At 38.3% G+C, this 23,642-nt stretch carries 25 protein-coding genes and 1 pseudogene; 7 read left to right on the top strand and 19 right to left on the bottom strand.

Annotation, left to right across the window (positions count from 1 at the left end; genetic code table 11):
* Positions 1 to 172 precede the first annotated feature (172 nt).
* The 3 genes from DTK66_RS00270 to DTK66_RS00260 all read left to right on the top strand — a co-directional run bounded on the left by DTK66_RS00270 (position 173) and on the right by DTK66_RS00260 (position 2,736).
* Entirely contained in the window at positions 173 to 1,000 is an 828-nt protein-coding gene (locus DTK66_RS00270) for a homoserine O-acetyltransferase/O-succinyltransferase family protein (RefSeq protein WP_191667401.1), read from the top strand.
* A gap of 5 nt (positions 1,001 to 1,005) precedes the next feature.
* The gene (gene cysK / locus DTK66_RS00265; protein ID WP_191667400.1) at positions 1,006 to 1,929 is read left to right on the top strand and encodes a cysteine synthase A; all 924 of its coding nucleotides are present in this window, start codon (positions 1,006 to 1,008) and stop codon (positions 1,927 to 1,929) included.
* Positions 1,930 to 2,031: 102 nt separating this feature from the next.
* Entirely contained in the window at positions 2,032 to 2,736 is a 705-nt protein-coding gene (locus DTK66_RS00260) for a MerR family transcriptional regulator (protein ID WP_191667399.1), read from the top strand.
* 46 nt (positions 2,737 to 2,782) lie between these two features.
* On the opposite strand, the gene cls is transcribed toward DTK66_RS00260, so the two are convergent.
* From cls to DTK66_RS00215, 9 genes and pseudogenes are all read right to left on the bottom strand, one after another.
* Positions 2,783 to 4,276 carry a cardiolipin synthase gene (cls, locus tag DTK66_RS00255; protein WP_153930847.1) on the bottom strand — a complete coding sequence of 498 codons (1,494 nt, stop codon included), beginning with the start codon at positions 4,274 to 4,276 and terminating at the stop codon, positions 2,783 to 2,785.
* A 65-nt stretch (positions 4,277 to 4,341) separates the two neighbouring features.
* Entirely contained in the window at positions 4,342 to 5,502 is a 1,161-nt protein-coding gene (locus tag DTK66_RS00250) for an MFS transporter (RefSeq protein WP_191667398.1), read from the bottom strand.
* A 122-nt stretch (positions 5,503 to 5,624) separates the two neighbouring features.
* Complete coding sequence (locus tag DTK66_RS00245) at positions 5,625 to 6,128, bottom strand: O-acetyl-ADP-ribose deacetylase (protein ID WP_191667397.1); 504 nt, start codon at positions 6,126 to 6,128, stop codon at positions 5,625 to 5,627.
* Positions 6,128 to 6,711: pseudogene (locus DTK66_RS00240) on the bottom strand (helix-turn-helix domain-containing protein). The gene DTK66_RS00245 and the pseudogene DTK66_RS00240 overlap by 1 nt, the downstream one beginning before the upstream one ends.
* Before the next feature lie 152 nt (positions 6,712 to 6,863).
* Positions 6,864 to 8,768, bottom strand: coding sequence for a M13 family metallopeptidase (locus tag DTK66_RS00235; RefSeq protein WP_191667396.1), 1,905 nt, complete (start codon positions 8,766 to 8,768; stop codon positions 6,864 to 6,866).
* A 69-nt stretch (positions 8,769 to 8,837) separates the two neighbouring features.
* Positions 8,838 to 9,131 (bottom strand): hypothetical protein, encoded by a 294-nt coding sequence (locus DTK66_RS00230; RefSeq protein ID WP_191667395.1) that lies wholly within the window; start codon positions 9,129 to 9,131, stop codon positions 8,838 to 8,840.
* On the bottom strand, positions 9,128 to 10,423 hold the full coding sequence (locus tag DTK66_RS00225; RefSeq protein ID WP_191667394.1) for a vWA domain-containing protein: 1,296 nt from the start codon (positions 10,421 to 10,423) through the stop codon (positions 9,128 to 9,130). Before DTK66_RS00225 ends, DTK66_RS00230 begins: the two co-directional genes overlap by 4 nt.
* Positions 10,423 to 11,565: an ATP-binding protein gene (locus DTK66_RS00220; protein WP_191667393.1), complete on the bottom strand. Its 1,143-nt coding sequence runs from the start codon at positions 11,563 to 11,565 to the stop codon at positions 10,423 to 10,425. Before DTK66_RS00220 ends, DTK66_RS00225 begins: the two co-directional genes overlap by 1 nt.
* Positions 11,566 to 11,568: 3 nt before the next feature.
* Positions 11,569 to 12,201 (bottom strand): DNA-3-methyladenine glycosylase, encoded by a 633-nt coding sequence (locus DTK66_RS00215; RefSeq protein ID WP_191667392.1) that lies wholly within the window; start codon positions 12,199 to 12,201, stop codon positions 11,569 to 11,571.
* 71 nt (positions 12,202 to 12,272) lie between these two features.
* Here DTK66_RS00215 and DTK66_RS00210 point away from each other — a divergent pair, with 71 nt between their 5' ends.
* The gene (locus tag DTK66_RS00210; protein WP_153930838.1) at positions 12,273 to 12,650 is read left to right on the top strand and encodes a DUF488 domain-containing protein; all 378 of its coding nucleotides are present in this window, start codon (positions 12,273 to 12,275) and stop codon (positions 12,648 to 12,650) included.
* 309 nt (positions 12,651 to 12,959) lie between these two features.
* Here the strand turns inward: DTK66_RS00210 and DTK66_RS00205 are convergent, their stop codons facing one another.
* From DTK66_RS00205 to DTK66_RS00190, 4 genes are all read right to left on the bottom strand, one after another.
* A complete protein-coding gene (locus DTK66_RS00205) occupies positions 12,960 to 13,139 on the bottom strand; it encodes a hypothetical protein (RefSeq protein ID WP_153930837.1) in 180 nt (59 codons plus the stop codon).
* 1 nt (position 13,140) lies between these two features.
* Complete coding sequence (locus tag DTK66_RS00200; protein WP_191667391.1) at positions 13,141 to 13,824, bottom strand: NAD(P)H-dependent oxidoreductase; 684 nt, start codon at positions 13,822 to 13,824, stop codon at positions 13,141 to 13,143.
* Positions 13,821 to 14,150, bottom strand: coding sequence for a DUF7671 family protein (locus DTK66_RS00195; RefSeq protein WP_153930835.1), 330 nt, complete (start codon positions 14,148 to 14,150; stop codon positions 13,821 to 13,823). Before DTK66_RS00195 ends, DTK66_RS00200 begins: the two co-directional genes overlap by 4 nt.
* Positions 14,151 to 14,502: 352 nt before the next feature.
* The gene (locus DTK66_RS00190) at positions 14,503 to 15,378 is read right to left on the bottom strand and encodes an Rpn family recombination-promoting nuclease/putative transposase (RefSeq protein ID WP_191667390.1); all 876 of its coding nucleotides are present in this window, start codon (positions 15,376 to 15,378) and stop codon (positions 14,503 to 14,505) included.
* A 262-nt stretch (positions 15,379 to 15,640) separates the two neighbouring features.
* On the opposite strand from DTK66_RS00190, the gene DTK66_RS00185 reads away from it, so the two are divergent.
* Positions 15,641 to 15,925 (top strand): hypothetical protein, encoded by a 285-nt coding sequence (locus DTK66_RS00185; RefSeq protein WP_153930834.1) that lies wholly within the window; start codon positions 15,641 to 15,643, stop codon positions 15,923 to 15,925.
* A 112-nt stretch (positions 15,926 to 16,037) separates the two neighbouring features.
* On the opposite strand, the gene DTK66_RS00180 is transcribed toward DTK66_RS00185, so the two are convergent.
* From DTK66_RS00180 to DTK66_RS00160, 5 genes are all read right to left on the bottom strand, one after another.
* On the bottom strand, positions 16,038 to 16,211 hold the full coding sequence (locus tag DTK66_RS00180; protein WP_191667389.1) for a hypothetical protein: 174 nt from the start codon (positions 16,209 to 16,211) through the stop codon (positions 16,038 to 16,040).
* Complete coding sequence (locus DTK66_RS00175; RefSeq protein WP_191667388.1) at positions 16,211 to 16,897, bottom strand: hypothetical protein; 687 nt, start codon at positions 16,895 to 16,897, stop codon at positions 16,211 to 16,213. The genes DTK66_RS00180 and DTK66_RS00175 overlap by 1 nt, the downstream gene beginning before the upstream one ends.
* Positions 16,898 to 16,991: 94 nt before the next feature.
* Complete coding sequence (locus tag DTK66_RS00170; RefSeq protein WP_191667387.1) at positions 16,992 to 17,444, bottom strand: hypothetical protein; 453 nt, start codon at positions 17,442 to 17,444, stop codon at positions 16,992 to 16,994.
* Positions 17,445 to 17,619: 175 nt separating this feature from the next.
* On the bottom strand, positions 17,620 to 20,622 hold the full coding sequence (locus tag DTK66_RS00165) for an LPXTG cell wall anchor domain-containing protein (RefSeq protein ID WP_191667386.1): 3,003 nt from the start codon (positions 20,620 to 20,622) through the stop codon (positions 17,620 to 17,622).
* 17 nt (positions 20,623 to 20,639) lie between these two features.
* On the bottom strand, positions 20,640 to 21,068 hold the full coding sequence (locus DTK66_RS00160) for a hypothetical protein (protein ID WP_191667385.1): 429 nt from the start codon (positions 21,066 to 21,068) through the stop codon (positions 20,640 to 20,642).
* A gap of 340 nt (positions 21,069 to 21,408) precedes the next feature.
* On the opposite strand from DTK66_RS00160, the gene DTK66_RS00155 reads away from it, so the two are divergent.
* Together DTK66_RS00155 and DTK66_RS00150 are read left to right on the top strand one after the other, a co-directional pair.
* Entirely contained in the window at positions 21,409 to 21,762 is a 354-nt protein-coding gene (locus DTK66_RS00155) for a helix-turn-helix domain-containing protein (protein ID WP_368356231.1), read from the top strand.
* Positions 21,763 to 21,867: 105 nt separating this feature from the next.
* Positions 21,868 to 22,248: a hypothetical protein gene (locus DTK66_RS00150; RefSeq protein WP_191667384.1), complete on the top strand. Its 381-nt coding sequence runs from the start codon at positions 21,868 to 21,870 to the stop codon at positions 22,246 to 22,248.
* A 36-nt stretch (positions 22,249 to 22,284) separates the two neighbouring features.
* Here DTK66_RS00150 and DTK66_RS00145 read toward each other — a convergent pair whose 3' ends face one another.
* Positions 22,285 to 23,640: an APC family permease gene (locus DTK66_RS00145; RefSeq protein WP_368356230.1), complete on the bottom strand. Its 1,356-nt coding sequence runs from the start codon at positions 23,638 to 23,640 to the stop codon at positions 22,285 to 22,287.
* Between the last annotated feature and the right edge of the window lie 2 nt (positions 23,641 to 23,642).

The raw sequence follows: 23,642 nt of genomic DNA, 5'->3' as shown, positions 1-23,642 counted from the left end.
ACTGAATATGAGGAGATGTCGTTTATGAACAACATAACTTCAATAGCTCAACAATCCTTAGTTTGCTGTTGCTAAGCAAAGAGGCAGATTCTTCTGTCTTATTTAAGCATGGATACTTCCATGTTTCTGCTTAGTAACAGCTTTTTATTTTAATTCAATCGAGGTGATATTTATGAAAACTGATCCTTTAAATATCGGGATTCTCAACTTAATGCATGACAAAGTTGATACACAAAAACGGTTTTCCAAAGTTCTCACAGCAGGGCGTTACGAGGTTAACGTTCAATACCTTTATCCACAAATGCATTATCAAGCTCGACCAGTTCCAGAGCTTGTTCAAAAAATTTCCTCCCCACTTGATTTATCCCAAATACATCGGTTTGATGCTTTTATTATTACTGGTGCCCCTATCGAGCAACTTCCATTTAATAAAATTACATATCTAGATGAAGTACATCGATTAATTGATCAATTGGTTACCTACGAGGTGCCACAACTTTATGTTTGCTGGGGAGCAATGGCAGCTGCTAATTATCTTTATGGGATTACCAAAACACCTCTTCCTGAAAAAATTTTTGGTGTTTTTCATAACTATATTCAACACGAAGATCCGTTATTAACAGGTTTAGAGGACGGTTTTCTTGCCCCGCATGCTCGATATGCGGAACTGGACATAAAAAAAATCGCACGCGATCCCCGTTTAATTATTAATGCTACTACTAAAGATAATCGCTTGTTCTCATTTCGGACCCGTGACAAACATCAATATTTCTTATTCTCACACCTCGAATATGGACAAGATGCTTTATTGAAAGAATACTTACGGGAACGAAATACGCATCCTGGCGTTGAATATATTAAGCCGCAAAACTATTTCCGTGATCCGCTTCATATGAAAGATCCCCAATTTAGCTGGCAGCGAACTCAACGCGTATTCTTTGATAATTGGCTTCAAACTGTTGCTAATGATGCAAAAACAAAACAATTAGTAAAGGAGTAAATACTATGACTGAAATCACTAATTCTATTACCAACTTAATTGGCAATACGCCAATCGTGAAGTTAAACCGGGTTGTTCCTGATGATGCCGCTGACGTTTATGTAAAACTTGAATTCTTTAATCCAGCAGGGTCAATTAAAGACCGGATTGCCCTTGCGATGGTTGAAGAAGCGGAGAAAACAGGTAAACTTCAAGCTGGCGGCACCATTGTTGAGCCTACTTCTGGTAATACGGGAGTAGGCTTAGCAATGGTTGCGGCAGCCAAGGGTTACCAGCTTGTTATCACAATGCCGGAAACAATGAGTATTGAACGCCGAAAACTGATGCAGGGTTATGGTGCCAAATTAGTTTTAACACCTGGTGCAGATGGAATGAAGGGTGCAATTGCAAAAGCAGAAGAACTAGTAAAAGAGAAGGGCTATTTTATGCCAATGCAATTTAATAACCCAGCTAACCCTGATATTCACGAAAAGACTACCGGAAAAGAAATCCTTGAAGCATTCGGTAATGATATTCCTGATGCTTTTGTTGCCGGAGTTGGGACTGGTGGTACATTGACTGGTGTCGGCCACGCCCTGAAAAAAGCTAACCCCGATGTCCAAATTTATGCCCTTGAACCAGCCGAATCACCTGTTTTAAAAGAAGGTAAAGGCGGTAAACATAAGATCCAAGGAATCAGTGCTGGCTTTGTACCAAAAGTCCTTGACACTGATGTTTACAATGGGGTTATCGAAATCAAGAGTGACGATGCAATTGCGATGGCGCGTGAGGTTGGTCATAAAGAGGGTATCCTTGTTGGGATTTCTTCCGGAGCTAATATCAAGGGTGCAATCGAGCTTGCTAAAAAGCTTGGTAAGGGGAAGAAGGTTATTACCGTCGCTCCTGATGGTGGTGACCGTTACCTTTCAACTGAATTATTTGATTATTAATTTTTTAGGCATGTAATGAGAAAATTTTCTTGTTACGTGCCATTTTTATGTTGACCGCTACCTTACGTTACCATTTACACTAAGAGCAAAGGAGTGATGATAATGTATACCAGTGGTCAATTAGCCAAAAAAGCAAATGTTTCTATTAGAACGATTCAATATTATGACCGTCGTGGGCTTTTACACGCCCGACGTACCACAAACGGGCTTCGCAATTATAGCAACCAGGATCTCAGACAACTGCAAAAAATATTGATCTATAAAAAGTTAGGATTTACCCTTAATGATATTCAAAAGATTATTAATGATAACGATAACAGTACCCTAAAATCATTAATTGCTCAACGGCAAAACACTATTAGTTACCAAATTAAGGACCTATCAACCCAGCTTAAAAGCCTTAATTATTTCGAAAAGCATTTAATAAAATTTGACGATTTCCCGGGGAATTTTAATCAAGATATTCTTAGTAAGGTACGTCAGGTTAAGAAATTAAGGACCTTGCGAATTTCACTAATATTAGTTGGAATATTAATTGACTTGCTTATATTAGTAAGTATTTTTTACTTTTTCTTACATCTAAGTAATAGCCTATTATTTATTATTGGTATAGTGATTTGCTTGATTTTGAGTTGGGGCATAACCATGTTTTATTATCAACATACTCAATACTTGTGTCCCCAGTGTCACCATGAATTTACAGTACCGTTTAAAGAATGGTTCTTTGCCAAACATACACCCAGTACCCGTTATCTTTTTTGTAGCAATTGCCATAAGAAAAGTTATTGTATTGAAGAATATCGATAAAAAAGCTTTACGAGGGCACTTCCTAGTAAAGCTTTTTGATGTTCTCTTATAAAATTGGCGATAATAACCGTGAAAAGTACTGCTTGAATTTTCGCCAGTTTGATTGATTAGCGAAATATTCAGGCGTAAGCAAGGTACTCTTTTCCATATCTTCTTCAAAAATTCTCTTTAACTCAGCAGTTAGTTCTTTGTTATAAGCAAAGGAATTAACCTCAAAATTTAGCCTAAAGCTTCGATAATCCATATTAGCGGAACCTACAGAAGCGATATTGCTCCCACTAATCATAGTCTTAGAATGGATAAATCCATTATCATACTTATAAACTTTCACCCCATTATTTACCAAGTATTTTGCGTAATACTCTGTTGCCCGATAAACAAATGGATGGTCAGGCATACATGGAATCATAATCCGAACATCAATTCCACTCCGCGCTGCAATTACTAATGCTTCTAAAACCGAATCTTCTGGAATTAAGTACGGTGATTGAATATATACGTATTTGCGAGCAGAGCTAATAATTGATTCGTATCCCCGCCGTATAGAATAGTTTTCGTTATCTGGTCCCGATGACACTATCTGCATTGTCACATCATCCGGATTACCAGTTGGTCCCAATAATTCAAAATTCTTAAATTCGTTTTCAAGATTAATTTTCTCTTTATGAGTTTTCCGACAAGTTGTATTCCAATCCATAGCAAAGCGAACTGTCATCATCATCGTTGCTTGGCCAACAACTCGAAGATGCGTATCACGCCAATAACCAAATTTAGGATCTTCACCTAAGTATTGATCCCCAATGTTAAAACCGCCAATATAACCGATTTTCCCATCAATAATCGCTAATTTACGGTGTAAATGATAATTTAATCGCGGTGTTTGGAAATGAGCTTTTGCGGCTGCAATAAATGCCTGTGCTTCACCGCCCAGCTCTTCTAAATGCTTAAAAAATTTATATGTTGTGCCATGAGAACCACTTAAGTCATAAAGGACCCGCACCGTTACTCCCCGTTCAGCCGCGGCCTCTAAAGCTGCTAACACCCGCTTGCCTAAATTATCGGCATAAAAAGAATAGTATTCAATATATACGTGATCTTTTGCATTATTAATATCATCAATTAACTTATCAAACTTCTTCTTCCCATCAGTAAATACCTGAACCTTATTGTTAAATGTCACAACAGAATCATTTAAACTCAAAAACAGGTTAACCAATTGTCGATCCCGAGAAAGCCGGTTCCCCTTAGGCAACAATTCGTGTTCTTCACTTAACTTTCTTTGTTTTTCAAGATATTTTGTTCGTAATTGTTTTTGCTCATCTTGAATACTAAAGATCTCGTCATGTGAAAGTTGTCGGCCAACAAAAAGATAGAGCAAAAAACCAACAACTGGAAAAACTGATAACACAAGCAACCATGCCCACGTTGACGCAATATCGCGACGGCTCCGGAACACTGTCCAGATCGCAAAGGCAATATTGATCAGCCAAAGGACTTCGATAATGCGACGGATAACGTCCCACGTCCATACGATATTCATAAGCTTATAATCTCCCTATTAGTACTACTGCACTATTATAGCTGTTATCTACTCACATTTCAGCTTTATTTTGGATAAAGGCGCTGAAGAACTACCGCTAATACAATTGCTAATACCCCATAAATAGCTCCTACATAACCAAGGGTAGTAAGACTTGCGATGCCCACAGTTGTCGAAGCTGTAAACGAACCTAATGAAATTCCCACATTAGCAAAGATTGAGATAAGCGATGTCGCTAGCGCTAATGACTGCGGATATTCCTGTTCCGCCACATTAATAAAAACTAGTTGAATTGTTGTTCCATAAACAATTACTACGACACACAACGCTGCTAAAGTTAACATTCCCGTAATCTTATTGCTTAATGCAATGCCTAAAATTAAACTAAGGACTGTCATAATAATAAAAACTGTCGGGAGTTTGTGAACACCATGGTGACTAGCAACAAGTCCAGCTATCTCGTTACCAATAATACTCATTACTCCTAAGATAAGTAATAACCAATTTAAACTTGTTAAACTAAAGCCCATCACAGTTGTAATCAACGGACGGACATAGGTATAAAAGGTATACTGTAAACTCAATACAGCTACTGTAATCCCTATCCCTAAGAGTACTCGCCGATCTTTTAATAAAGATAGCTGTTCTACGATACTCCCCTTAACCTGTGGTGTCTCACGAGGAGTCAACCAAGCTAAAAGGGCAAAAACAATTAACGTCAACCCAGATATAATCCAAAAACTATCATGCCAAGTAAGGAGGGTCGCAATGGTCGTCCCTAGTGGTACTCCAATAACGGACGCAATGCTAAATCCAGCACCAACCCACGCTAGAACCATCGGCCGCTTATCCATTGGCGTGATTAAACTAACAAGTAAGTTAATTAATGAAATAATTGTTCCAGCTACTGCCGCCGTAATTATCCGCGCTAATAAAAGCCAACCAAGTGAAGGTGCGAGCGCCGTTAGTGTATTTCCAATAAAAAAGATCGTCATTAAAATCATCAATAACTTATAGCGGTTCCAATTACTCGTTAGCGTTGTAATAATTGGCGTACTAATCGCATAAACGCCCGCAAATGCCGTTACCAGAAAACCGACTGTTGATAACGGAACATGATAACTACGAGCAATGTCTGATAGGACACCTACAACCATAAATTCATTACACCCAAGCATAAAGGCAACTAAAATAAAGGTCAACGATCGTAATTTCTCATACCTCAATATTATCCCTCCTTATATTTACGATATTTACGCTTTTAAAGCAAAAAAATTTTCTGAAAAAAAAGCAATCCAGAAAATTATAAACGTTTATCAACAAACTTCCAATAGTTTTATGTGGTTTATTAATAAATTTGCGCCTGATATGCTTTGAAAGTTTGTGAATCAAAGCAGACCATCATTACTACATCAACATAATTAGCTGTTAACAGAAAGTCTTTAATCGTTGTAATTGCAATTTTAGCCGCCCGTTCAAGCGGAAAAGCATAAACTCCCGTACTAATTGACGGAAAAGCAACCGTCTTACATAAATGCTGGTCAGCTAGCTGCAAACTATTACGGTAAGAATTTGCAAGTAGTTGGTCTTCATCATTATTGCCCCCATGCCAAACCAGCCCAGGCGTATGGATAATAAAACGAGCTGGTAAATTAAAGCCTCCTGTAATCCGAGCTTCACCAGTCGGACAACCATGAAATTTTTCACAGGCACTGTATAATGCAGGCCCTGCTGCGCGATGAATTGCTCCGTCAACACCGCCACCACCCATTAAAGTTGTATTGGCAGCATTTACGATCGCATCCGCTTTGATTTTAGTAATGTCGCCTTGGATTATATTGATATGGCCCATTAACTACCAATCCTTTCACGTTTTCTAAACTGTGGATATAGCCAAATTAATATAGTAAGCGCAATCGATTTCATTGATACTAAAAATCCTGTTATAAAATCGTAATAACTACTAAAGTAACAATAATTTCAGTTTTTATTGTTATATTCACTTTCTTCCAATCACCATATAATATTAACAAAAGTGCATTAATAGAAAACAAGCCTAATAATATTCCATTTCCCATTTTAAGATTTACTCCTAAAATTGATATAAATTTTAAATATCCTAACGATTGCATTACAAAATATAAACACCCTAAAACATTAATAACATATAAAATACTAAAAATTCGATCTTTCCTTGTCTTAACCAGATGTTCTTCCTTATAGTTATCTATCATCTCGTGATCCTCCCGTAATAAATCGTCTAAACTAATATGGTAAAGATCACTTATTTGTACCAACATGAATATATCAGGATAACTACGGCTATTTTCCCAGCTAGAAATCGTCTTGCGGGATGTTAATAGCTGATCTGCGACATCTTGTTGTGTCCAATTATGCTGGTGGCGATATAATTTCATTTTATCGGCAAATTTCAATAAGTTCTCCTACCTTCATCTTAAATTTATTTCCCGGGAAATTAAGCTTGTTACCACCTTACAAAAAGAGCCCTAAAATGTCACGCTAAGTTACATAGCTATATAAAAAAGCCTGCCATACTATCAGGGTATAACAAGCTTCTAGGTAATAATTACCAAATATGAACCCGATTTTCTGGAGCTCGGTACATCTTATCACCTGGTTTAATACTAAAAGCGGTGTAAAAGTCATCTAAGTTTTCTGCTTGGATATTTGCCCGTAGTTTTTGTGGTGCATGAACGTCAATTGAAAGTAATAATTGCATATACTGTTCTGTTGCCTTCATTCGCCAAATGGTTGCCCAATTAATAAAGAATTCTCGCGCATTAAAATCTGCTTCCGTCTTTGCGGCTTCTAATGCACAGCTGAGGCCACCCGCATCCGCGATATTCTCAGAAACAGTTAATTTACCATTTACTTTCTGACCAGCAAATGGTATACCATCAAATTCCTTAATCATCTTTTGAGCTAATTGCTTAAAATGAGCTGAATCCTCATCGGTCCACCAATTATTAAGGTTACCAAATTCATCAAAAAGCGAACCGTTATTATCAAAGGCATGGGAAATCTCATGGGCAATAACTGCACCAATCCCCCCATAATTTTGACTACTACTTTGTTCTAATGAATAAAATGGCGCTTGTAGAATAGCTGCTGGAAAGACAATAATGTTTTTAAATGGGTGATAGTAGGCATTAACCGTTGCTGCACTCATTTCCCATCGCATCCGATCAACCGGTTTATTCCACCGACTAAATAGTTCCTTGTTAGCAACTACCGTCAATTGATTTAAGTTAGCGATTAAGGACTCCTCTTCATCAACTTTAAATTGGTCATAAAGAGCTGGAATCTTATCAGGGTAACCAACTTGAATCCCTAATTTATCAAGCTTCAAGATTGCTTTGTCCCGTGTGGCCTTACTCAACCACGTATTGTTCGTCAACCGCCCTTTGTAGACCTTAATCATTTGTTCAACCATGTGGTGAACATCGGCTTTTGCTTGCGGGCCAAAGTACTTCTTGCCATAGTAGTCGCCCGCTACTTGACTAAACATATCGCGTGCAAGGTAATAAGCAAATTTACGTTGGCTAACCGGCTTCTTGCTTCCTGATAACGCCCGATTGTATCGACCGTTAATTTCACGCATCTCATCATCAAGATAGCTGGCGTTTTCTCGAATAATCCGAATCAGTGCCCAGCTCTTAAATAGTTCAAAGTTATTTTGCAAAATGCTATTAAGCGCCTTGAAATAATCAGGTTCCATAACAATTACTTTTTCTGGTTTTTCACCAACCAATTGCTCAATAACAGCGGCAATGTCTAGTTGGTCAGTCGAGCTGGCTAGTTCAGCAACACTTTGCGGATTATACATTTTACTATAGTCAGCTGCTTCCTCGGCACTCTTAACATTAGGGGCAAGCAAAGCATCAAACTTCTTGGTATCATCAATAAGCTTAGCAGCCTCTGTTTTACTATAGCCCAATTTTTCCAATAAGGTTGCAACCATCGATGACCATAATTGGAGCAATTGATCATGCTGAGCCTTTTTTTCTTCTTCATAGTAGCTCTTATCAGGAAGAATCAAGGATGGAGATGAGGCAAATAATGCATATACAGTAGCATTCTTCATATCAGCATCAATATCAAAACTGATTGGCGATGGCATCCCCGATAAAATCCAATTTTTCCATTGCATCTGGTAGTCCGCATACGATTCAAGCTTTGCAACACTAGCAAGCATCCGCTTTAACGATTGTGGTCCCACTTTTTTCCGCCAATCAAACTTTTTAGCAAGGCGGTAGAGCTTAATCATTTCATTAAAGCGAGGATCGTCAGCTTTTTCTTTTCCATCTGCATAAGCATCAAAATCATCCATTAACTGCTTATCAATCTCATCAACAAGATCATTAAAGCCCCCAGTTGCCGGCTTGTCATCAGGAATCTTAGCAGTCTTTAGCCATTCGCCATTAACTGCCTCATATAAGTCATCTTTTATTAGTTCGTTATTTACTGCCATTTGCAGCACCTCCTTAAAAGGTTACATGACTATTATACTATGCTTGGCTTACTTTCACGAAAATTTACTTTAATCCATAAATGGTGCTAATAACGTTTTCCTTGCACTTTCTGAAAACCATGAATCATGCTGCATTAATAACTGATTAACTGCCTGATAATCACCAAGATCGATCTTGCCCTTAACTAATCCAGCTATCTGTAACTGACGTGCAAATTGGACGTCAGCCGATTGCAAAACATTCCGAAAAATCGGTTGTTCATCTGGATCCCATCGTTTATTAAGCAACCCCACTGCTCGTTGATATTCTTTACTGTGAGTAAGTACCTTCTGCATGGCTTGCGGATTAAGAATCGTTGTCATTGTTTGTTTCCTTTCATTTCAAATACCTGGCCTGGTGGATTCGCTACTGATAATTGGTCGACCTTAGTCATCATTAACCAATAAACATTCTGATAGTGATAATTATTTATTTCCCGTTCGCCCCAGCCATCGGTGATGATAATCGTAATCCGTCCTTGCCGTGCAACATGGTGCTGACGAAGATAGTCAAAAATACATTGAAAACTAGTACCGCCACCGCCATGCCGGACAAAGGAAATTCTTTGTCCCGGCCGAATATCTTTTTGGGAAGTCACTTTGGCATCAAATGAATAAACTGTTGCTGCTAATTGTGACTGTTGCAGCATCTTTTGGATTATCGCTAACGTCTGCCCTAATTCGTCATCCCTAACCGAACCCGAATTATCAACGAAAATATCGACTGCTGGCGTCAATCGCGTAACTGTTCCTGGTAAATCCATCCGCAATGGTTGGCGGCGATTAAACCGTGCATACGATTCCTGCTGTCCACGCATGATCATGCCAAATTGCTGTTGCAAAATTCGTTGCCAATTAACCGTCTTAGTTACTTCGACATTATCTAATTGTTCTTTTACCTCTCCTGGTAATAATCCTCGATCCCGCTGTGGAGTGAGTTTGTACGCTTGCTTTAATATCTTCTTGAGATTAGCTATCCGCACCAGCTGATTGCTTAATTGCCGAGTACCTGATTCTGTATTTTTCCAGCCGGTATGACTACCCAATGGGCGGTGGCGACCTTCTGCACTAGCTTTACCCCGTTGACCTTCTTTTAGTTTAAAGCCGTCTTGGTACAATTTCTCTTGTTGCTCAATCGGCAGCTTTTCTAACAGTTCCAGATATTCCTGTGAATCTTGTTGTGGTACAATTTTGCGGCGAAGGAGACGCTGTAGATTTCCAAGGGTCATTGTTCCTTGCGGTGGTTCGGCTAAAAATTGATTAACAGCGACATCTGTTGCAATTTCAACCAACCCTTGATGCGGATAATCAGCATACCTCAGCGGGTGTTCCCAAATAATATGTAATGCCTCGTGCTCTAATAACGTCTTTAGTTCATCACTGCGTAAATGTGCCAACCGTGAAGGGTTAAAATTCAAGATCAATTCATTATTTTGCCACGCTAAACCCATAACAGCTGGTAATTGCGGGGCTTCCTTGCGTGGTAACTGTAATAAGATTTCACCACTTAGTCGTCGTTCTTGTAACACGCAAACGATCGCCGAGGTTAGCAACTGGTTCACATTGTTATCTGATTGTCCATGACGAAAACGATTAAAGATTCGTGAAAGAGCCATCAATTATCACCACGGGTTGCAATATGAGCAAACTCTTGGTAAAGGCGGGCTACATTTCCATGAGGATGCTTAATTGCTTGTTCATACATCGGCTGAAGAATAGTTGCTAACTGTTCACCAACTGATTGTGCTATTGCATATTGCCCGTCTGGACTAATTAGTTGTAAATATTCATTAAATAGTTGGGCTTCTTTTTCTACTGCCAAGCCATCCTGTAGCCACGACCGTAATAGTTGAATTTTGGTTGCTTCATCACATGCACTAAATTGTTTTTTCCCCTCTTCTGCTTTCTTTAAAGTTGCGACTGTCAATTCATGTCCCTGAGCAAGAACAAATTGCGCAAACGCAACACCGATTTCATCACCGAGGTCGCCACTAAACAAGTCGGCTGCCAGCTGTTTTTGCATTCCATAAGCTAACAATTGCAATTGATCAAGGTTTCTCGCTACCCGTTCCCAAGCCCGAGGAGTAGGTGCTAAATCCTCGTTATTAGGATCAATAACTAATAACCGTTCTGGGTATTGAGTAAGATATTTAATTACCAACCGATTCAAATCAATTGAGCGGGCCCACTTTAACCATTCATTAGTTGAATTAGTCATTACCAGCCGAACTGTCCGGTCTTTTATTGCCGCATCACCAGTTGCAACACCATAATCACGATCTATAAAGCCTGCCATCGTCGAATCAGGGTTCTCTGCAATTACAATTTTGACAGTTGAAGGTAATTTCAAGGCATTAATTTTTCGTTGAAGCACAAGATTCATGAGTTCACTCTGTACTGCTTGCGTACCACGATTAAATTCATCTAAAAACCAAATAATCGGCTGTGAAGGATGACTTTCAGCGTATTTAATTATACTAATCAAGGTCTCTGAATAACCAAATTGAACATTTGCAAGGCGCCCATAATTTTGCGTTTCAACAAATGAATCGCTAGTTAAAGGCGGCACGGGTATTGCCAAGTCACCTTTCTCGCTTAAACTAACAACCGTTGTAAATAACTTAGCTCCTAGGTTGGCAGCTACTTCTTGGACCAAGGCAGACTTACCGATACCTGCATCACCAACAATATTAGGAACATTGTCAGCAGCGAGAACTAATGGAACTGCCGTTAGTAGCTGTTGGTATGTTAATGACATTCATTATTCCTCCCAACCATGATTTACAATATCGACATCCCTTTTTTTCATATTTGAAACATAAGGATTGCCTTTTACATAGAAGCGACGCGGACTAAGCCCATTAGCTGCCTTTAAGTTAACCCCGATCCGCGCAGTTGTTATAATTTCCCGGGGAATTTTAAAATCCTGAAGGTCAACGGTCAATGCACTTGTTTCCATTGGCTGGCCATCTAAGTCCCGCGAATGAATTCCTAGTGCCTGAACTAATTTTCCTGGCCCATTGGTAATATTTACCCCTGTCATTTGTCGGTTTGCTTCCATTTGTTCGATATTTATGGCAGGTTCAATTCCACGCAACAAAACACCATGTGGTTCTTCCTTATTTTGAACAACAATATCAAAACAATAATGGCCCCTAATTTGGTAAAGATAGATATTACCAGGCATTCCATATAGTGATTCCGAATATCCGGTTCGTCGACCGTTAAATGCATGTGAAGCAGTGTCGTGTTCCCCTAAATATGCTTCGGTTTCAACAATATATCCACCAACTGTCCCCGCCGCGGTTTTATATTTAACCATTTTTCCTAGCAGGTGCTGGGCAATTTCGGTTGTTGGCCGACCAGTAAAAAACTGTTGATATTTTGTTAGCATATTTATTTTCCTCCTGAAAAGAACTATCCTTAACATAACACACTAATTAATTATAAAGGGGATAAGCATATATGGAACTTAAACTAGAACGTATTTATACCAAGCCTGCTGATTTAGACGGATATCGTATTCTCGTGGACCGGATATGGCCCCGTGGAATATCCAAAGCTGATGCACATCTTAATAAGTGGCTTAAAGAAGTCGGTCCCAGTAACGATCTGCGAAAATGGTATGGTCATGATGTTGCTCGCTATCCAGAATTTAAAGAACGTTATTTAGCAGAATTAGCCGCATCTCCTGCTTATTACAATTCACTAAAAGCAATCGTTCAGGATCAACTACAATCGCAAAATGTAATTATCCTTTACGGCGCTAAGGATGAAAAGCACAATCAAGCCGTCATTTTAGTTGAAAAATTAATTCGTGATTTAAAGCTTAATGGTAAATAACCAATTCATATTATTAATTTAGTGTTTTTAAAGGTGTTTTGTTATATAATGATAAATGAGAATTTGATTCATAATTCTCTGATACCCATAGGATAATGTATCTTTATAGTCCTAAAATTCTTCCTTCGAAGTCATCATAGTTTATCCAGATGATTTTTATAGCTATATTGATTCATTTATCCTCATCTTAATTGTGCAGTTAGGATGGACGGGTATTAATAACCCCCTAGTTTCATTTTTAATGAAACAATTATCTGATATGGCGGAAGTCTGTTGTTGAAGTGGTAAACAGGCTTCTGCTTTATATTTTTAAACCAACTTATCAGCCCAACTGCGTCCATCGAGCTCTCCAGATGCATTTTCCAACCGTTGGGCCTGCTTATTCATTAACTGATTTAATGCCCGATAAAATGCTTGATCTTCGTAGGTCGGGCTTTTTTTGATTAAAGTCATTATTTCTTCATGTGCCCATTGCTGATTTTCATTCATTCTAATCATCCTCTTTTTCACGCAGCCATGTAATTGATGCAAATAAATCATCTAATTCTTCTTGCTGATCATTTAATAATGTTAGCAGCTGTTCAAGCTTAGCGCGTTGTACTATGTCTTTCTCTTTTATAATCTTATGCTCTAGCTTGTCAGCGAACCACTTCACATTGCTTTTGAAGTGGCCTAATTTAGGAATTGTTAAGTATTGTTGGTAACGGATAAATAGCAATTGACGTTCTTCATCACTTTGTTGGTCGAATTGATATATTGGAAAAGCAGGAAGATATTTTAATCCTAAGTGATGAGCAAGGGCTTCAAATGGTCGCAATAACTCTGCAATTGTGTACTGTTGGCTTGCTCCGGGTTGAAATGATGAAGCAGCATGACCAACTGTAACAACGATTCCTAATTCACGTCCAGCTACTAGGCGGCGACTAATAAGGCGGCTATTCCAGACTTTATCTAACCATTCTTTTAGAATTGCTGGTGCACTGTACCAATACATTGGGAATTGAAAAATTATCCGATCTGCTGTATTAAGCAATTTTTGTTCTTTTTCTATATTAAATGGCAGAGCAAGCGGATGCCATGTAACGTTACTTTCACATGTGGCAGCCTTTTTTAGGAATGATTCTGTAGATGAATTTTTCAGGCGCGGATGAGCAACTACTACTAACGTTTTCATTTATACTGCTCCTCCAATATTGCTAATCCTTGTTGCAGTACATCATCTGTCACATCAATTGTTAAAAAACGTTGTAATGGCGTCTCGCTGTGGCGGTTCTTAAATGCCATTGGTTCAGCCGCCAAAATAACAACTGTTAAATTATTTTCTGTCAGCATTAATTGACCGGGATGATTGTATTTTCCTTTAGTATGCTTCCCAGTTCGCCATGTGTGAAGCTTGATTTCCCCTTTTTGATCAATTTTTAGTTGATACTTACCACTAGCATCCGGCTCAACGGGGATTCCCGTAAATTTTTGAACATCATACTTATCTTTTTTACCCATAAGTATTCCCCTTTTATTTTTTAGCTTTTTCTTTGCCCTTTTTATTATATTCCTTTCACTTTTCACATTGAATTTGCTTGCTTAAAAAATACTCCCAGCAGTTAGGAACTGGAAGTATAATTAATTACTTCCTACTGTTATCTAATTCCGTTCCTTCATAGTTCTCTATTAATATATATACGTAAAAAATCACTTTTTGCACTTTTAAAATAAGGATGGCTGAAAAAATTTTGTCTTCTCTCAGCCATACCTATTTTATTTTAACGAATGATAATTAGACCGTGACGCGCTAATCATCGCCCGCAATTAGCCAACCACCTTGGCGAGAAGGTTATCCCCCCTTTTTTCATTTCTAATCCTTAGTATCCTTTAAGTACTGAGTTGCTTCTTGTTCAGATAGGTTAAAGCTGCTCATCACTTTTTGTTTGATAACAGCTTCATCAATGTCAAGGGCGCGAAGGGTATGGATAAGGGCATGAATACCTTCAATTTTTCCCTTAGCTTCACCCTTTTTCATACCTTCTTTAATTCCAGCGGCACGCGCATCCATCAGTTCTAATTCAAACTTCATAAAGCCCCGTCTCCTCTCTGGATCTTGCTTTACTCTGGCAATTTCGTCCTGAATTGTTGTAATAAACTTACTTTTATTGTCTACTTGATTGCGCATTAAAGCAAGAAAGTCCTTGATCGGTTCCTCATCTTTTTTAAATTTTTTCGCCAGCGCATTAAAAACCACCACTGTGCGTTGATCGCCAAGCTTGAGGGTCGGATCACGGCGACATGTATTTTCAAAGGTGTACCGTGCCCAGCCACGACCATAGTAATCAAAGTCGCAAAACATAATGACATAGGTTGGGTGATCACCTAGGTCTTGGTAATTTTTCCCGGGTAATAATACGCCATGATCGATCTGTTCTTGATAATACCGTAAACGATAAGGCAGATTCTGTTTATCTGCTACCTGCATTTCAATGACAATAATATTGCCATGCTCATCGCGAACATACACGTCATAGCGGACACGGCGAGCTGCAGCCACATTAATGTCCTTTTGCGTCACCAGCTGCACGATTTGCGTTGCTCTTAAACGGGGCAACGCGCGGTTAATTAGCTCTAAACAAATCGCTTTGTTTTCCATGACCATCCCAAACAGCGGGTCGCTGGTAATCGTCATCTTTTCCCAAGTTGCCAATACCGTTGCAATATTCTTTGCTAAGTTTGTACCCATAAGTAATTTCTCCCGTATTTTATTTTTGAGGAAGTCCCTCTAAAATATATATACGTAAAAAATCACCTTTTGCACTTTTATTTAAAACATTCGTGCTATTAATGCACATAACCAATTCAACGTCTAATTAAAAAACAACCAAATTGCTTTATTGATTAGCATTTATTTAAAACAGACTATAATAAAGGTGAAAGGTAAATCTTCTTTAGTGGGTAACATATCTATCGTATGTGTAGGTACAGATTTGAAAGGGGATAATACTATGTTCAACGTTATCTTTTGGATTCTTGCAATCTGGTTCGTAGTAAACGTTGTATGGATGTGGTTTGCTCTTGACAATCAAGTTCTACAAAAGACATTCGCATGGATTAATGTATGTGCAATTGTAATTGGCTTTTGGGTATATTACGGCATGACGCACGATGCTAGCGCGCTTAACGGCTGGTTCCTTACAATGAATTGGGTAAACATTGCCGTTGCCGCTGTTCAATTCTACTTTGGTTATCGTGAAGACAGCATTACCCACAACGATCACAAGACCGCTTGATTTACTTTTCAGCTAAGGGGCTGTGACTCTTGCTAGTCATGGTCCTTTTTATATTAAAAAATCCAAGATAAGCAATAGGCCTTCTTGGATTGATCACCAACTCTCGCTTACGCTATTTAGTAACATCTGCAGAAGAAGGTCCATATTGTGCCGTATCTTTTCCTTCGTACTGAGTATAAGTTCCACCATTCAGGCTTCCGTACTGAGCTTCAATATGGTATTTATTTTTTTCAGTCTTAGTGACTATAAATCTATCCTCCCCCTTTGCTCCAGGATAAGTAACCATTATATAACCACCATTGGAAGCTGCATTGCACTCTCATAAGAGAAATCAGTAAATCCACCTTTTTCAATTAAACTAGCCGCTTCATCAAAGGTCATTTTCTCTGGTTCATTATTGGTTTCACTTTCATTTGATGTATCGTTTCGTTTAGCGTTAATTTGTGAATCCAAGGATACATTTTTTATCATTGCCCCAGCATTATTTTTATTTGCCAGACTTACCATTTCATCAGTTGTAAAAGGTTCTTTCATGAAGCCGTTATGATTATCAAGAATATATGTATTATTACCAACTATCGTATAATAGGCACTTCCCTTTCCTTCTTTCAATTTAACCGAATATAATATCTGGGCCCCCGCTGGAATATCACCTCTTATCTTAAACCTATCAGCATCATTTATATTATATAAAGTCACATTTATCTGTTGCCCTTTCTCATCTATCTTCCTAACATAATTCTGATTATTCTTGACACCACCATAGTACATAACTAATGCGGCATTTTCTTGCGGGGTTAAATTATTAGCTGCTAATTTCACAGGACTCGATGATACTTTATGATCAACACTTTTTTCCTTTTGTATTACTGATTGCGTATTCTTATTCTGGCTTGATTCGTTGTGCTTTCCACATCCTACTAACAATATACCTGCAAACATCGTAACCACTAACAAAACCATTTTCTTCATTATCATCTATCCTTTCTACTATTTCTTACTTTAGTTTAATAATAAAAAGGGCGCTACATCTATCCGTAGCGTCCTTTCCTATTAACTTTAACCCTTAGTTTCGATTCCCGACCGCATTTAATACTGCTTCTGTAAGTCTAACAGCGTTCTCATCATGTTCTTGCTGTCCCTTAGCAATAACTGAATCTAAATGTAATTCGGGCTTATCTAAAAACTTATCATCAGAATATATATAAGCAATGTCTCCCTGAGCATTGTAAACCTTGATTTCCCAACCAGTACCGAAATCTTTAATAAATTTTTTATTTGAAGAAATCGTATCACAGATTGGTTCTATTTCATCCCCTGTAACTAGCAGATTTCCTTCACCATCTTCATGTCGAGTAGGGTCACCAAATGTTCTTGTAAGCACAGAAATATTATCTTCAATATACGAGCCAATGTTTGACTTCAATCGATTACTAAGTTCCTCATTCATTTGAAGATTCAACACTTTTTTATGGGTATCAACACCAGCTATCTGGAACTTACTAAACAATCCACTCATGGATGGGGTCTTTTTACAGGCTTTTGATATCTCATCCACAGCCTGCTCATCCCTTTGCTGTTCATAAGCCTTGTGCCCTATTATTATCACCACCAAAGCACAAACTACGCCCAATGCTATAATCAATAACTTCCTATTATTTTTAATAAAATTTCTCATTTTGTCTTATCTTTACTTAGTACCGTTTCTTTCGCATTAATCCTAATCCAAACATTGCACTTACTGTCCCCATCGTGATTGCTAGTAATGAATTAGTGTTTCCTGTTTGTGGTAATTTAACATCATGTTCATTATTAGAACCGTGATTACCTTTGTTGGTAATATTGGCTGTCAAATTTTCATTAACAAGACTATTATGCAATTCATTAACTGTAGTAGCAGGCATCACAATCTTGGAATTAATTATTGCATCATGATAGTCACTAGTTTTAGTAAGATTGTTTGTAGAGCCAGCATTAACACTCTTTTGTGTATTTTTGCTTACAGTGTTATTCATGTCCAAATTATTAACTGTATTCGTATCATCAGCCTTATTCACTTTTTTCACCCCAGCATCGCTACTTTGATGATCCGTTGATTGTTGTTGGTCGTCATGTTTAGCTGGTGGCAAAATAACAGTGTGATCGCCGTTACCAGTTTGAATCGTATCGTGTGATTTATCTGTGTCAACTGATGCCAATTGAGCTAATTCAGCATCAAGTTTAGCTTTCAAGTCGTTATAAGCTTTGAGATCATCAGCCTTTAGTTGAGCTAATTTATCAGCATTAGCTTGAACAAATGCTTGGTGAGCAGCTTGAAGCGCTTTGATTTGTTCTTGAACAGCAGTATCGTCAACACCTAACTGCTTAACCTTAGCTTCATAATCAGCTTTTGCTTGAGCAGTTAATGCAGCGATATCTTGTTGACGCTTGGCTTCGATTGCAGTTAACTTAGCTTGATTAGACTTAACTAAGGCTTGATACTTTTGATTGAGTTCTTGCTTTAATTTAGCGACGTTAGTTGTATCGCCTTGAGCATTAGCAATCTTAGCGTCACGTGTCTTAGTGGCCTGGTCAACGGCTTGCTTTAAGGTAGCGTCGGCTTGCTTGATAGCGTTATCACGAATGGCTTCAAGATTCTTTAAATGATCCTGATGAGTTTGTGATAATTGTTGAAGCTTGTCATTAGCATCAGCAGTTGTTTGCTTCAGGTTGTTTTGAGCGGTAGTTAAAGCGTCAGTATATTCCTTTGGCGTAACAGTTTTTGCTTCAGTATGTGAGCCAGTACCGTTCTTTTCGTATGAAACAGCAGCTTCAAATTCAGGAGCAGTTACATCTGAACCTAGCATCTTGTCAAGGTTCGTCTTAAAATCATTGTAGTAATTAACAATCTTTTGATCAGGAACAGTAGATGGATCAACTTCAGCAAATAAGCTACGAGTGTTAAGTTTACCGTCAGCATCATGCGTCATATGAATGCAATATGGATAAAAAGAAAATGGGTCGAAAGTGAAGGCGTACTCGCCATCTGTAAAGCCATGACTATCTTCTTGAGGTGTAAGCTTTTGTAAGCCAAACGAAATGCAATTTAAATCAGCATGCAGCATGCTTTCAGCATGGCCGCCAATTTTCATAGTAGCTGGATGAGTGTCGTATAATTCACCGTACCACATGTCTTGGGTCATATTATAGAGGCCGACTAAATACCCCAGTAATGTTAGTTGCTTGTTTTTATTAAGATATGGAACCATCGTTTCAAGATTTTCCGTATAATACGTACTAGCCTGCGTGCTATATTCACCGAATGGTGCTTGCTTTTGCGTTGTGTTATAATAATCATATAATTTGGTACTCGTTGGAAGATTTGTTTCATCACGTGTTGTAGGGTGAGTACTAGATGACATTGTGTGTTCATCATTGGTTAATGAGTTACTTTCACGTTCTTGAGTAATTTCTTTACTTAATTGCTGCATCGCATCAGTGAAATGTAACTGTAATGGTGCAGTATCTGCTGAAAACGGATTAATAGTACTGTTGTTAACATGTTGGTAAACGGCCGGCTCGTTATGATACATCCAGTCACGATAACCGTTAGCCCAACTAGTGGCAAATAAACTAATAATTGTTTTTTGCCGATCGGTTAATGTGCCATTAGTAACAACTTCCGATGTGTCAATATCAGGATTATAAGCAATTAAACCTGGTTGAAAATCGGTCGGCATTTCAGCAATGCTTGATGGCACATCTTTCACTGAATCAGTAGCACCTATACGTGAATAACTCCCTAATTGTGTGTTCAAATATATATCATTATCGTTGTGATATTTGTTTTTCCAACGTGAAATAATAGTATCAGATACATATGGATTAAATTCTTTTGCATCTGTAATACGTTTAATGTTTTTCTTCTCACCGGGAACCGTGACCGTTTCAGTAGTTGTATGATCTTTAACAGCTTGTTGAGCTTGGTTGACAACATTTTGAGCAGCGGTTACACCGTTCTTAACTTGCTGTTGATTGGCGTTGTACGTATTATTTTCATTGTTAACGTTAGCAGTATAGTCCGCATTAGCGGCAGATGTAGCTAGTTGATGACTAGCATTAGCGTTGTTAACAGCAGTTTGATATTCCGCATTAGCGTTGCTGATGGCGGCAGCTGAATGAGCAGCGGCTTGTTGAGCTTGCTGTTCAGCTTGCGCGATTGTAGCTGCGTTTGCTGATTGCATTTGAGCTTCGCTAGCCGCGTTAGCTTGTTGAGCGGCGCTAGTAGCGGCAGCAGCCGAATTGTTAACGGCTTGTGTTTGGCTAGTAATAGTTGAAGTCATTGCATCGGAAGCAGCTTGAATTTGTTGAGCTGCATCTTGCTTTTTTTGAGCAGCTTGTGCTTGAAGGTCAGCGATTTGTTGACTTGTGGCATTAGCACTTTGTTGGTTAGCTTGCGCGTATGAATTAGCAGCAGTAGTTTCTTTAGCCGCATTAGATGCAGCTAAATCAGACAACTGTTGTTCATTTTGCGCTGCTTTTTGCTGATAAGCACTTTGACTAGTTTGGGTAGTTTGCGCATCTGTTGTCTTAGCCGTAACTTCATCAGCATGAACGGAAGTGACGCCTAGGGCAGTTATAGCCACCACGGTAGAAAGTGCCATTGTACATAGATATTTACCATTCTTAAATAATTTGTAATGTAATTTTTGTTCCATCTCAAATATCCCCCACTCTAATTATCAATAGCTTTTGAATATTCATATATTCGTGATTGCCCGTCTGGCGTTGTTACAATATCGGTTCCTAATTGATAACCATCGGCCGTTTGTCCTGACATTGTAATATGATGAGTGTTTCCTTCAGCATCAACCGAGGTACTTTCTGCGTTAACCGAGTTATCATTCGAACTGTTACTTTGTGCATTATCTTGTACAGATGAAGATGCTGCGCTTGGTTGTTCATCACTTGTAGCTACTGATGAATCAGCCTGTGATGAACTAGACGAACTACTACTAGAAGCCTTCTTTTGATGGTGTTTAACTACTTTTTTCGATGAACTTACGCTACTATTTTCTTTGCTTGTCGAATTTGTAGAATTGCCACAAGCAGCTAACGATAGCGCAATCGTCATCGTAGCAGTTATCGCAAGAAGTTTTTTCATGTCAAAATCCTCCATAAATAAAGCGCCCTATGAATATAGTGTTATTGGGCAAAACTAGATAATTTATACAATTCTCCGTTTAAAAATAACACTATATTAATAGTTTGCAATGGTGATGGCTTCTTATTTATCGTGTAATACTTTTCATAATTACTGTTATTTTAGTAATATATGTGATAGGTAAAAAATTTTAAAAGCAATAATTATTTAAATTTATTATTATATCGATAACTATTTATATAAAAACACATGCATTTATTAACAGTTTTTAACTTTTAAAAATATTTACAAATATCGTTATATCAGTAAATTTTTTCAGTTATCTTTAATAAAAAAGAAGGTGACTGTTATCGCGGATATCGGGGACAACATGCGAGCAATTCGAAAACATCTCGGGGTAACACAAGAGCGTTTAGCTGAATTAAGCGGCTTATCCGTTAACTTTATATCTCGTCTTGAACGAACAAGTGACCAAAATGTAAGTTTAAAATCCTTAAAACGAATTGCGGCCGCTTTACAAATATCAATTACACAACTACTTGAAAATACAGATTTTAATAACAATGAACCTTCTGAAGTTCAAACTAATTTTTCTAAGATTGATCAGCTTTGTTTTGAACTTAAATCAAAAGATCCTAAAACAGCAATTGAATTAACTGATTCATTTTTAAGAATTCTTAAATACACAAAATAATTACTTAAACGCAAAAATCCCAAGCTATAACAGCTTGGGATTTTTGATATTCGAGGCTAATCGCCTCGCTAAAACCTTTGAAATTAATTCAAAGGAGTTATTCATATGATTTTATCGCAAAAACAAATTGTCCCGATTCTTGATGAACTATTACAAACGGCATGGCAAGAGCACCAAAAGCAGCTACCACTAGAACATGGTCACATTAAGCCAGCTCAACTAGCACAATTTGAACATAATTGCCACGACCTTGCTACTATCGTCAACGACCTGCAATTACTCCTGAGCTTACCAGCTGACACAACTTATTACATTAAATGGCAGGTGACAATTTTTGAAGAACAATTACCAGAGGTAGACCTCCATATCCGCCCTATCACGCCCGCTTCACATCATCCTCTCACAATTTCACCACGACTGCTAGCCCTTTTCACCGACTATTTCATTAAGGTTGGCCGCATCCCTAACCCGTGGCTCATCAGTTAACTAAAAAAGCTCCTCAATTTGAGGGGCTTTTTTATCCTACTCAAGATCCTTCAATTCAACAGAATCTCTCGTATGCAGCATTATTAGATAATAGAACAACCCAATTACAAACCATGTACATCCAATTACCTTAGCAAGTATGTCCATATTTAGTAAAACATAGGCAATAATTACAAAACCAATCAATGGCGATACAAGATGTTTTAGGTAATCCTTTGAATGCTGGCGTCGAAGATAATAATTGATTACAGAAACATGAATTACACAGAATGATACCAAGGCGCCAAAGTTAACTAATGCAGATAAGACGTTTGCTTGATTAACAAAGATTGCCCCAACGATTAATGAAACAACACAAACTAAAATATTAGCAGCATATGGGGTCTTATATTTAGGGTGTACCTTTGCTAAAACAGTTGGCAGGTTATGGTCGCGAGCCATTCCAAATAAGATCCGTGAAATTGCTGCTTGAGCAACCATGGAATTAGCAATCCCCCATGAAAAGATTGTCGCTAAAATCGTCATGATTTCGAGCGGACGACCACCAACCGAAAAAGCAATTTCATAAAATGCCGTATCCGCACTCTTAAATGATGTGTAATCCGGGTGCAGCAAGGCCGCAATATAAGTTTGCGCGATAAATAACAGTCCGACTACGAATAATGCTAACATGATACCGCGGCCTACAGTTTTATTACCACCCTTTGTCTCTTCAGCTAGGGTACTAATTGCGTCAAATCCCAAAAAGTTCAACACACAGATTGAAACAGCCGTAAAGACAAAATTAAGGTTAAAATCTTGGGCAATATAGAAAGGCTTAGCAGTAAAGCCATCACCGACACCATGCATGACGCCATAAGTTCCGCAAACTAAAAAGATTAACAACACAGCCAGTTCAAGGCCTAGAAAAATAAAGTTAGCCCTATTAGTAAATTCAATTCCCCGGATATTGATGACAGTATTAATAACAATAAACGCAATTACCCAGACATATGGCGGAACCCCTGGTACCAATGTCCGCAACGAATTAGCCGCAATTACATAAAGTAGCGCTGGCGCAAATACATAATCAAGCAAAATCATCCACCCAGCTAAAAAACCAACATGTTTATTAATTCCACGTTGGGCATATGCGTAAACCGATCCTGCTACTGGAAACGCCTGTGACATTTGCCCATAACTCAAAGCAGTAAAAAACATCGCAACTACCCCAATCAAGTAGGCAAGTGCAACCATCCCCTTAGCAGGCGTAACTACTGAGGCATAAATTCCAAACGGTGCAATCGGGGTCATAAATACCAGCCCATAAACAACTAAGTCCTTGAGAGTCAGTCGGCGGTCGAGTTGTTGCTGGTAGCCCATCTTTTCTAGCATATTATCAGACTGTTGCACAT

It is taken from the genome of Limosilactobacillus walteri (genome assembly GCF_014830205.1).
Taxonomy (GTDB): domain Bacteria; phylum Bacillota; class Bacilli; order Lactobacillales; family Lactobacillaceae; genus Limosilactobacillus; species Limosilactobacillus walteri.
The sequence above is the reverse complement of the archived record's forward strand: the minus strand, read 5'-3'. Positions and strand labels throughout refer to the sequence as shown.

What these genes read in the sequence shown, in the direction of transcription:
- cls (WP_153930847.1), bottom strand. Translation starts at nt 4,276, where the DNA reads ATGAATATCGTATGGACGTGGGACGTTATCCGTCGCATTATCGAAGTC.
- DTK66_RS00220 (WP_191667393.1), bottom strand. Translation starts at nt 11,565, where the DNA reads ATGTCATTAACATACCAACAGCTACTAACGGCAGTTCCATTAGTTCTC.
- DTK66_RS00215 (WP_191667392.1), bottom strand. Translation starts at nt 12,201, where the DNA reads ATGCTAACAAAATATCAACAGTTTTTTACTGGTCGGCCAACAACCGAA.
- DTK66_RS00230 (WP_191667395.1), bottom strand. Translation starts at nt 9,131, where the DNA reads ATGACAACGATTCTTAATCCGCAAGCCATGCAGAAGGTACTTACTCAC.
- DTK66_RS00150 (WP_191667384.1), top strand. Translation starts at nt 21,868, where the DNA reads ATGATTTTATCGCAAAAACAAATTGTCCCGATTCTTGATGAACTATTA.
- DTK66_RS00180 (WP_191667389.1), bottom strand. Translation starts at nt 16,211, where the DNA reads ATGGTTACTTATCCTGGAGCAAAGGGGGAGGATAGATTTATAGTCACT.
- DTK66_RS00235 (WP_191667396.1), bottom strand. Translation starts at nt 8,768, where the DNA reads ATGGCAGTAAATAACGAACTAATAAAAGATGACTTATATGAGGCAGTT.
- DTK66_RS00165 (WP_191667386.1), bottom strand. Translation starts at nt 20,622, where the DNA reads ATGGAACAAAAATTACATTACAAATTATTTAAGAATGGTAAATATCTA.
- DTK66_RS00195 (WP_153930835.1), bottom strand. Translation starts at nt 14,150, where the DNA reads ATGGGTAAAAAAGATAAGTATGATGTTCAAAAATTTACGGGAATCCCC.
- DTK66_RS00160 (WP_191667385.1), bottom strand. Translation starts at nt 21,068, where the DNA reads ATGAAAAAACTTCTTGCGATAACTGCTACGATGACGATTGCGCTATCG.
- DTK66_RS00190 (WP_191667390.1), bottom strand. Translation starts at nt 15,378, where the DNA reads ATGGGTACAAACTTAGCAAAGAATATTGCAACGGTATTGGCAACTTGG.
- DTK66_RS00170 (WP_191667387.1), bottom strand. Translation starts at nt 17,444, where the DNA reads ATGAGTGGATTGTTTAGTAAGTTCCAGATAGCTGGTGTTGATACCCAT.
- DTK66_RS00185 (WP_153930834.1), top strand. Translation starts at nt 15,641, where the DNA reads ATGTTCAACGTTATCTTTTGGATTCTTGCAATCTGGTTCGTAGTAAAC.
- cysK (WP_191667400.1), top strand. Translation starts at nt 1,006, where the DNA reads ATGACTGAAATCACTAATTCTATTACCAACTTAATTGGCAATACGCCA.
- DTK66_RS00175 (WP_191667388.1), bottom strand. Translation starts at nt 16,897, where the DNA reads ATGAAGAAAATGGTTTTGTTAGTGGTTACGATGTTTGCAGGTATATTG.
- DTK66_RS00200 (WP_191667391.1), bottom strand. Translation starts at nt 13,824, where the DNA reads ATGAAAACGTTAGTAGTAGTTGCTCATCCGCGCCTGAAAAATTCATCT.
- DTK66_RS00260 (WP_191667399.1), top strand. Translation starts at nt 2,032, where the DNA reads ATGTATACCAGTGGTCAATTAGCCAAAAAAGCAAATGTTTCTATTAGA.
- DTK66_RS00225 (WP_191667394.1), bottom strand. Translation starts at nt 10,423, where the DNA reads ATGGCTCTTTCACGAATCTTTAATCGTTTTCGTCATGGACAATCAGAT.
- DTK66_RS00210 (WP_153930838.1), top strand. Translation starts at nt 12,273, where the DNA reads ATGGAACTTAAACTAGAACGTATTTATACCAAGCCTGCTGATTTAGAC.
- DTK66_RS00205 (WP_153930837.1), bottom strand. Translation starts at nt 13,139, where the DNA reads ATGAATGAAAATCAGCAATGGGCACATGAAGAAATAATGACTTTAATC.
- DTK66_RS00245 (WP_191667397.1), bottom strand. Translation starts at nt 6,128, where the DNA reads ATGGGCCATATCAATATAATCCAAGGCGACATTACTAAAATCAAAGCG.
- DTK66_RS00270 (WP_191667401.1), top strand. Translation starts at nt 173, where the DNA reads ATGAAAACTGATCCTTTAAATATCGGGATTCTCAACTTAATGCATGAC.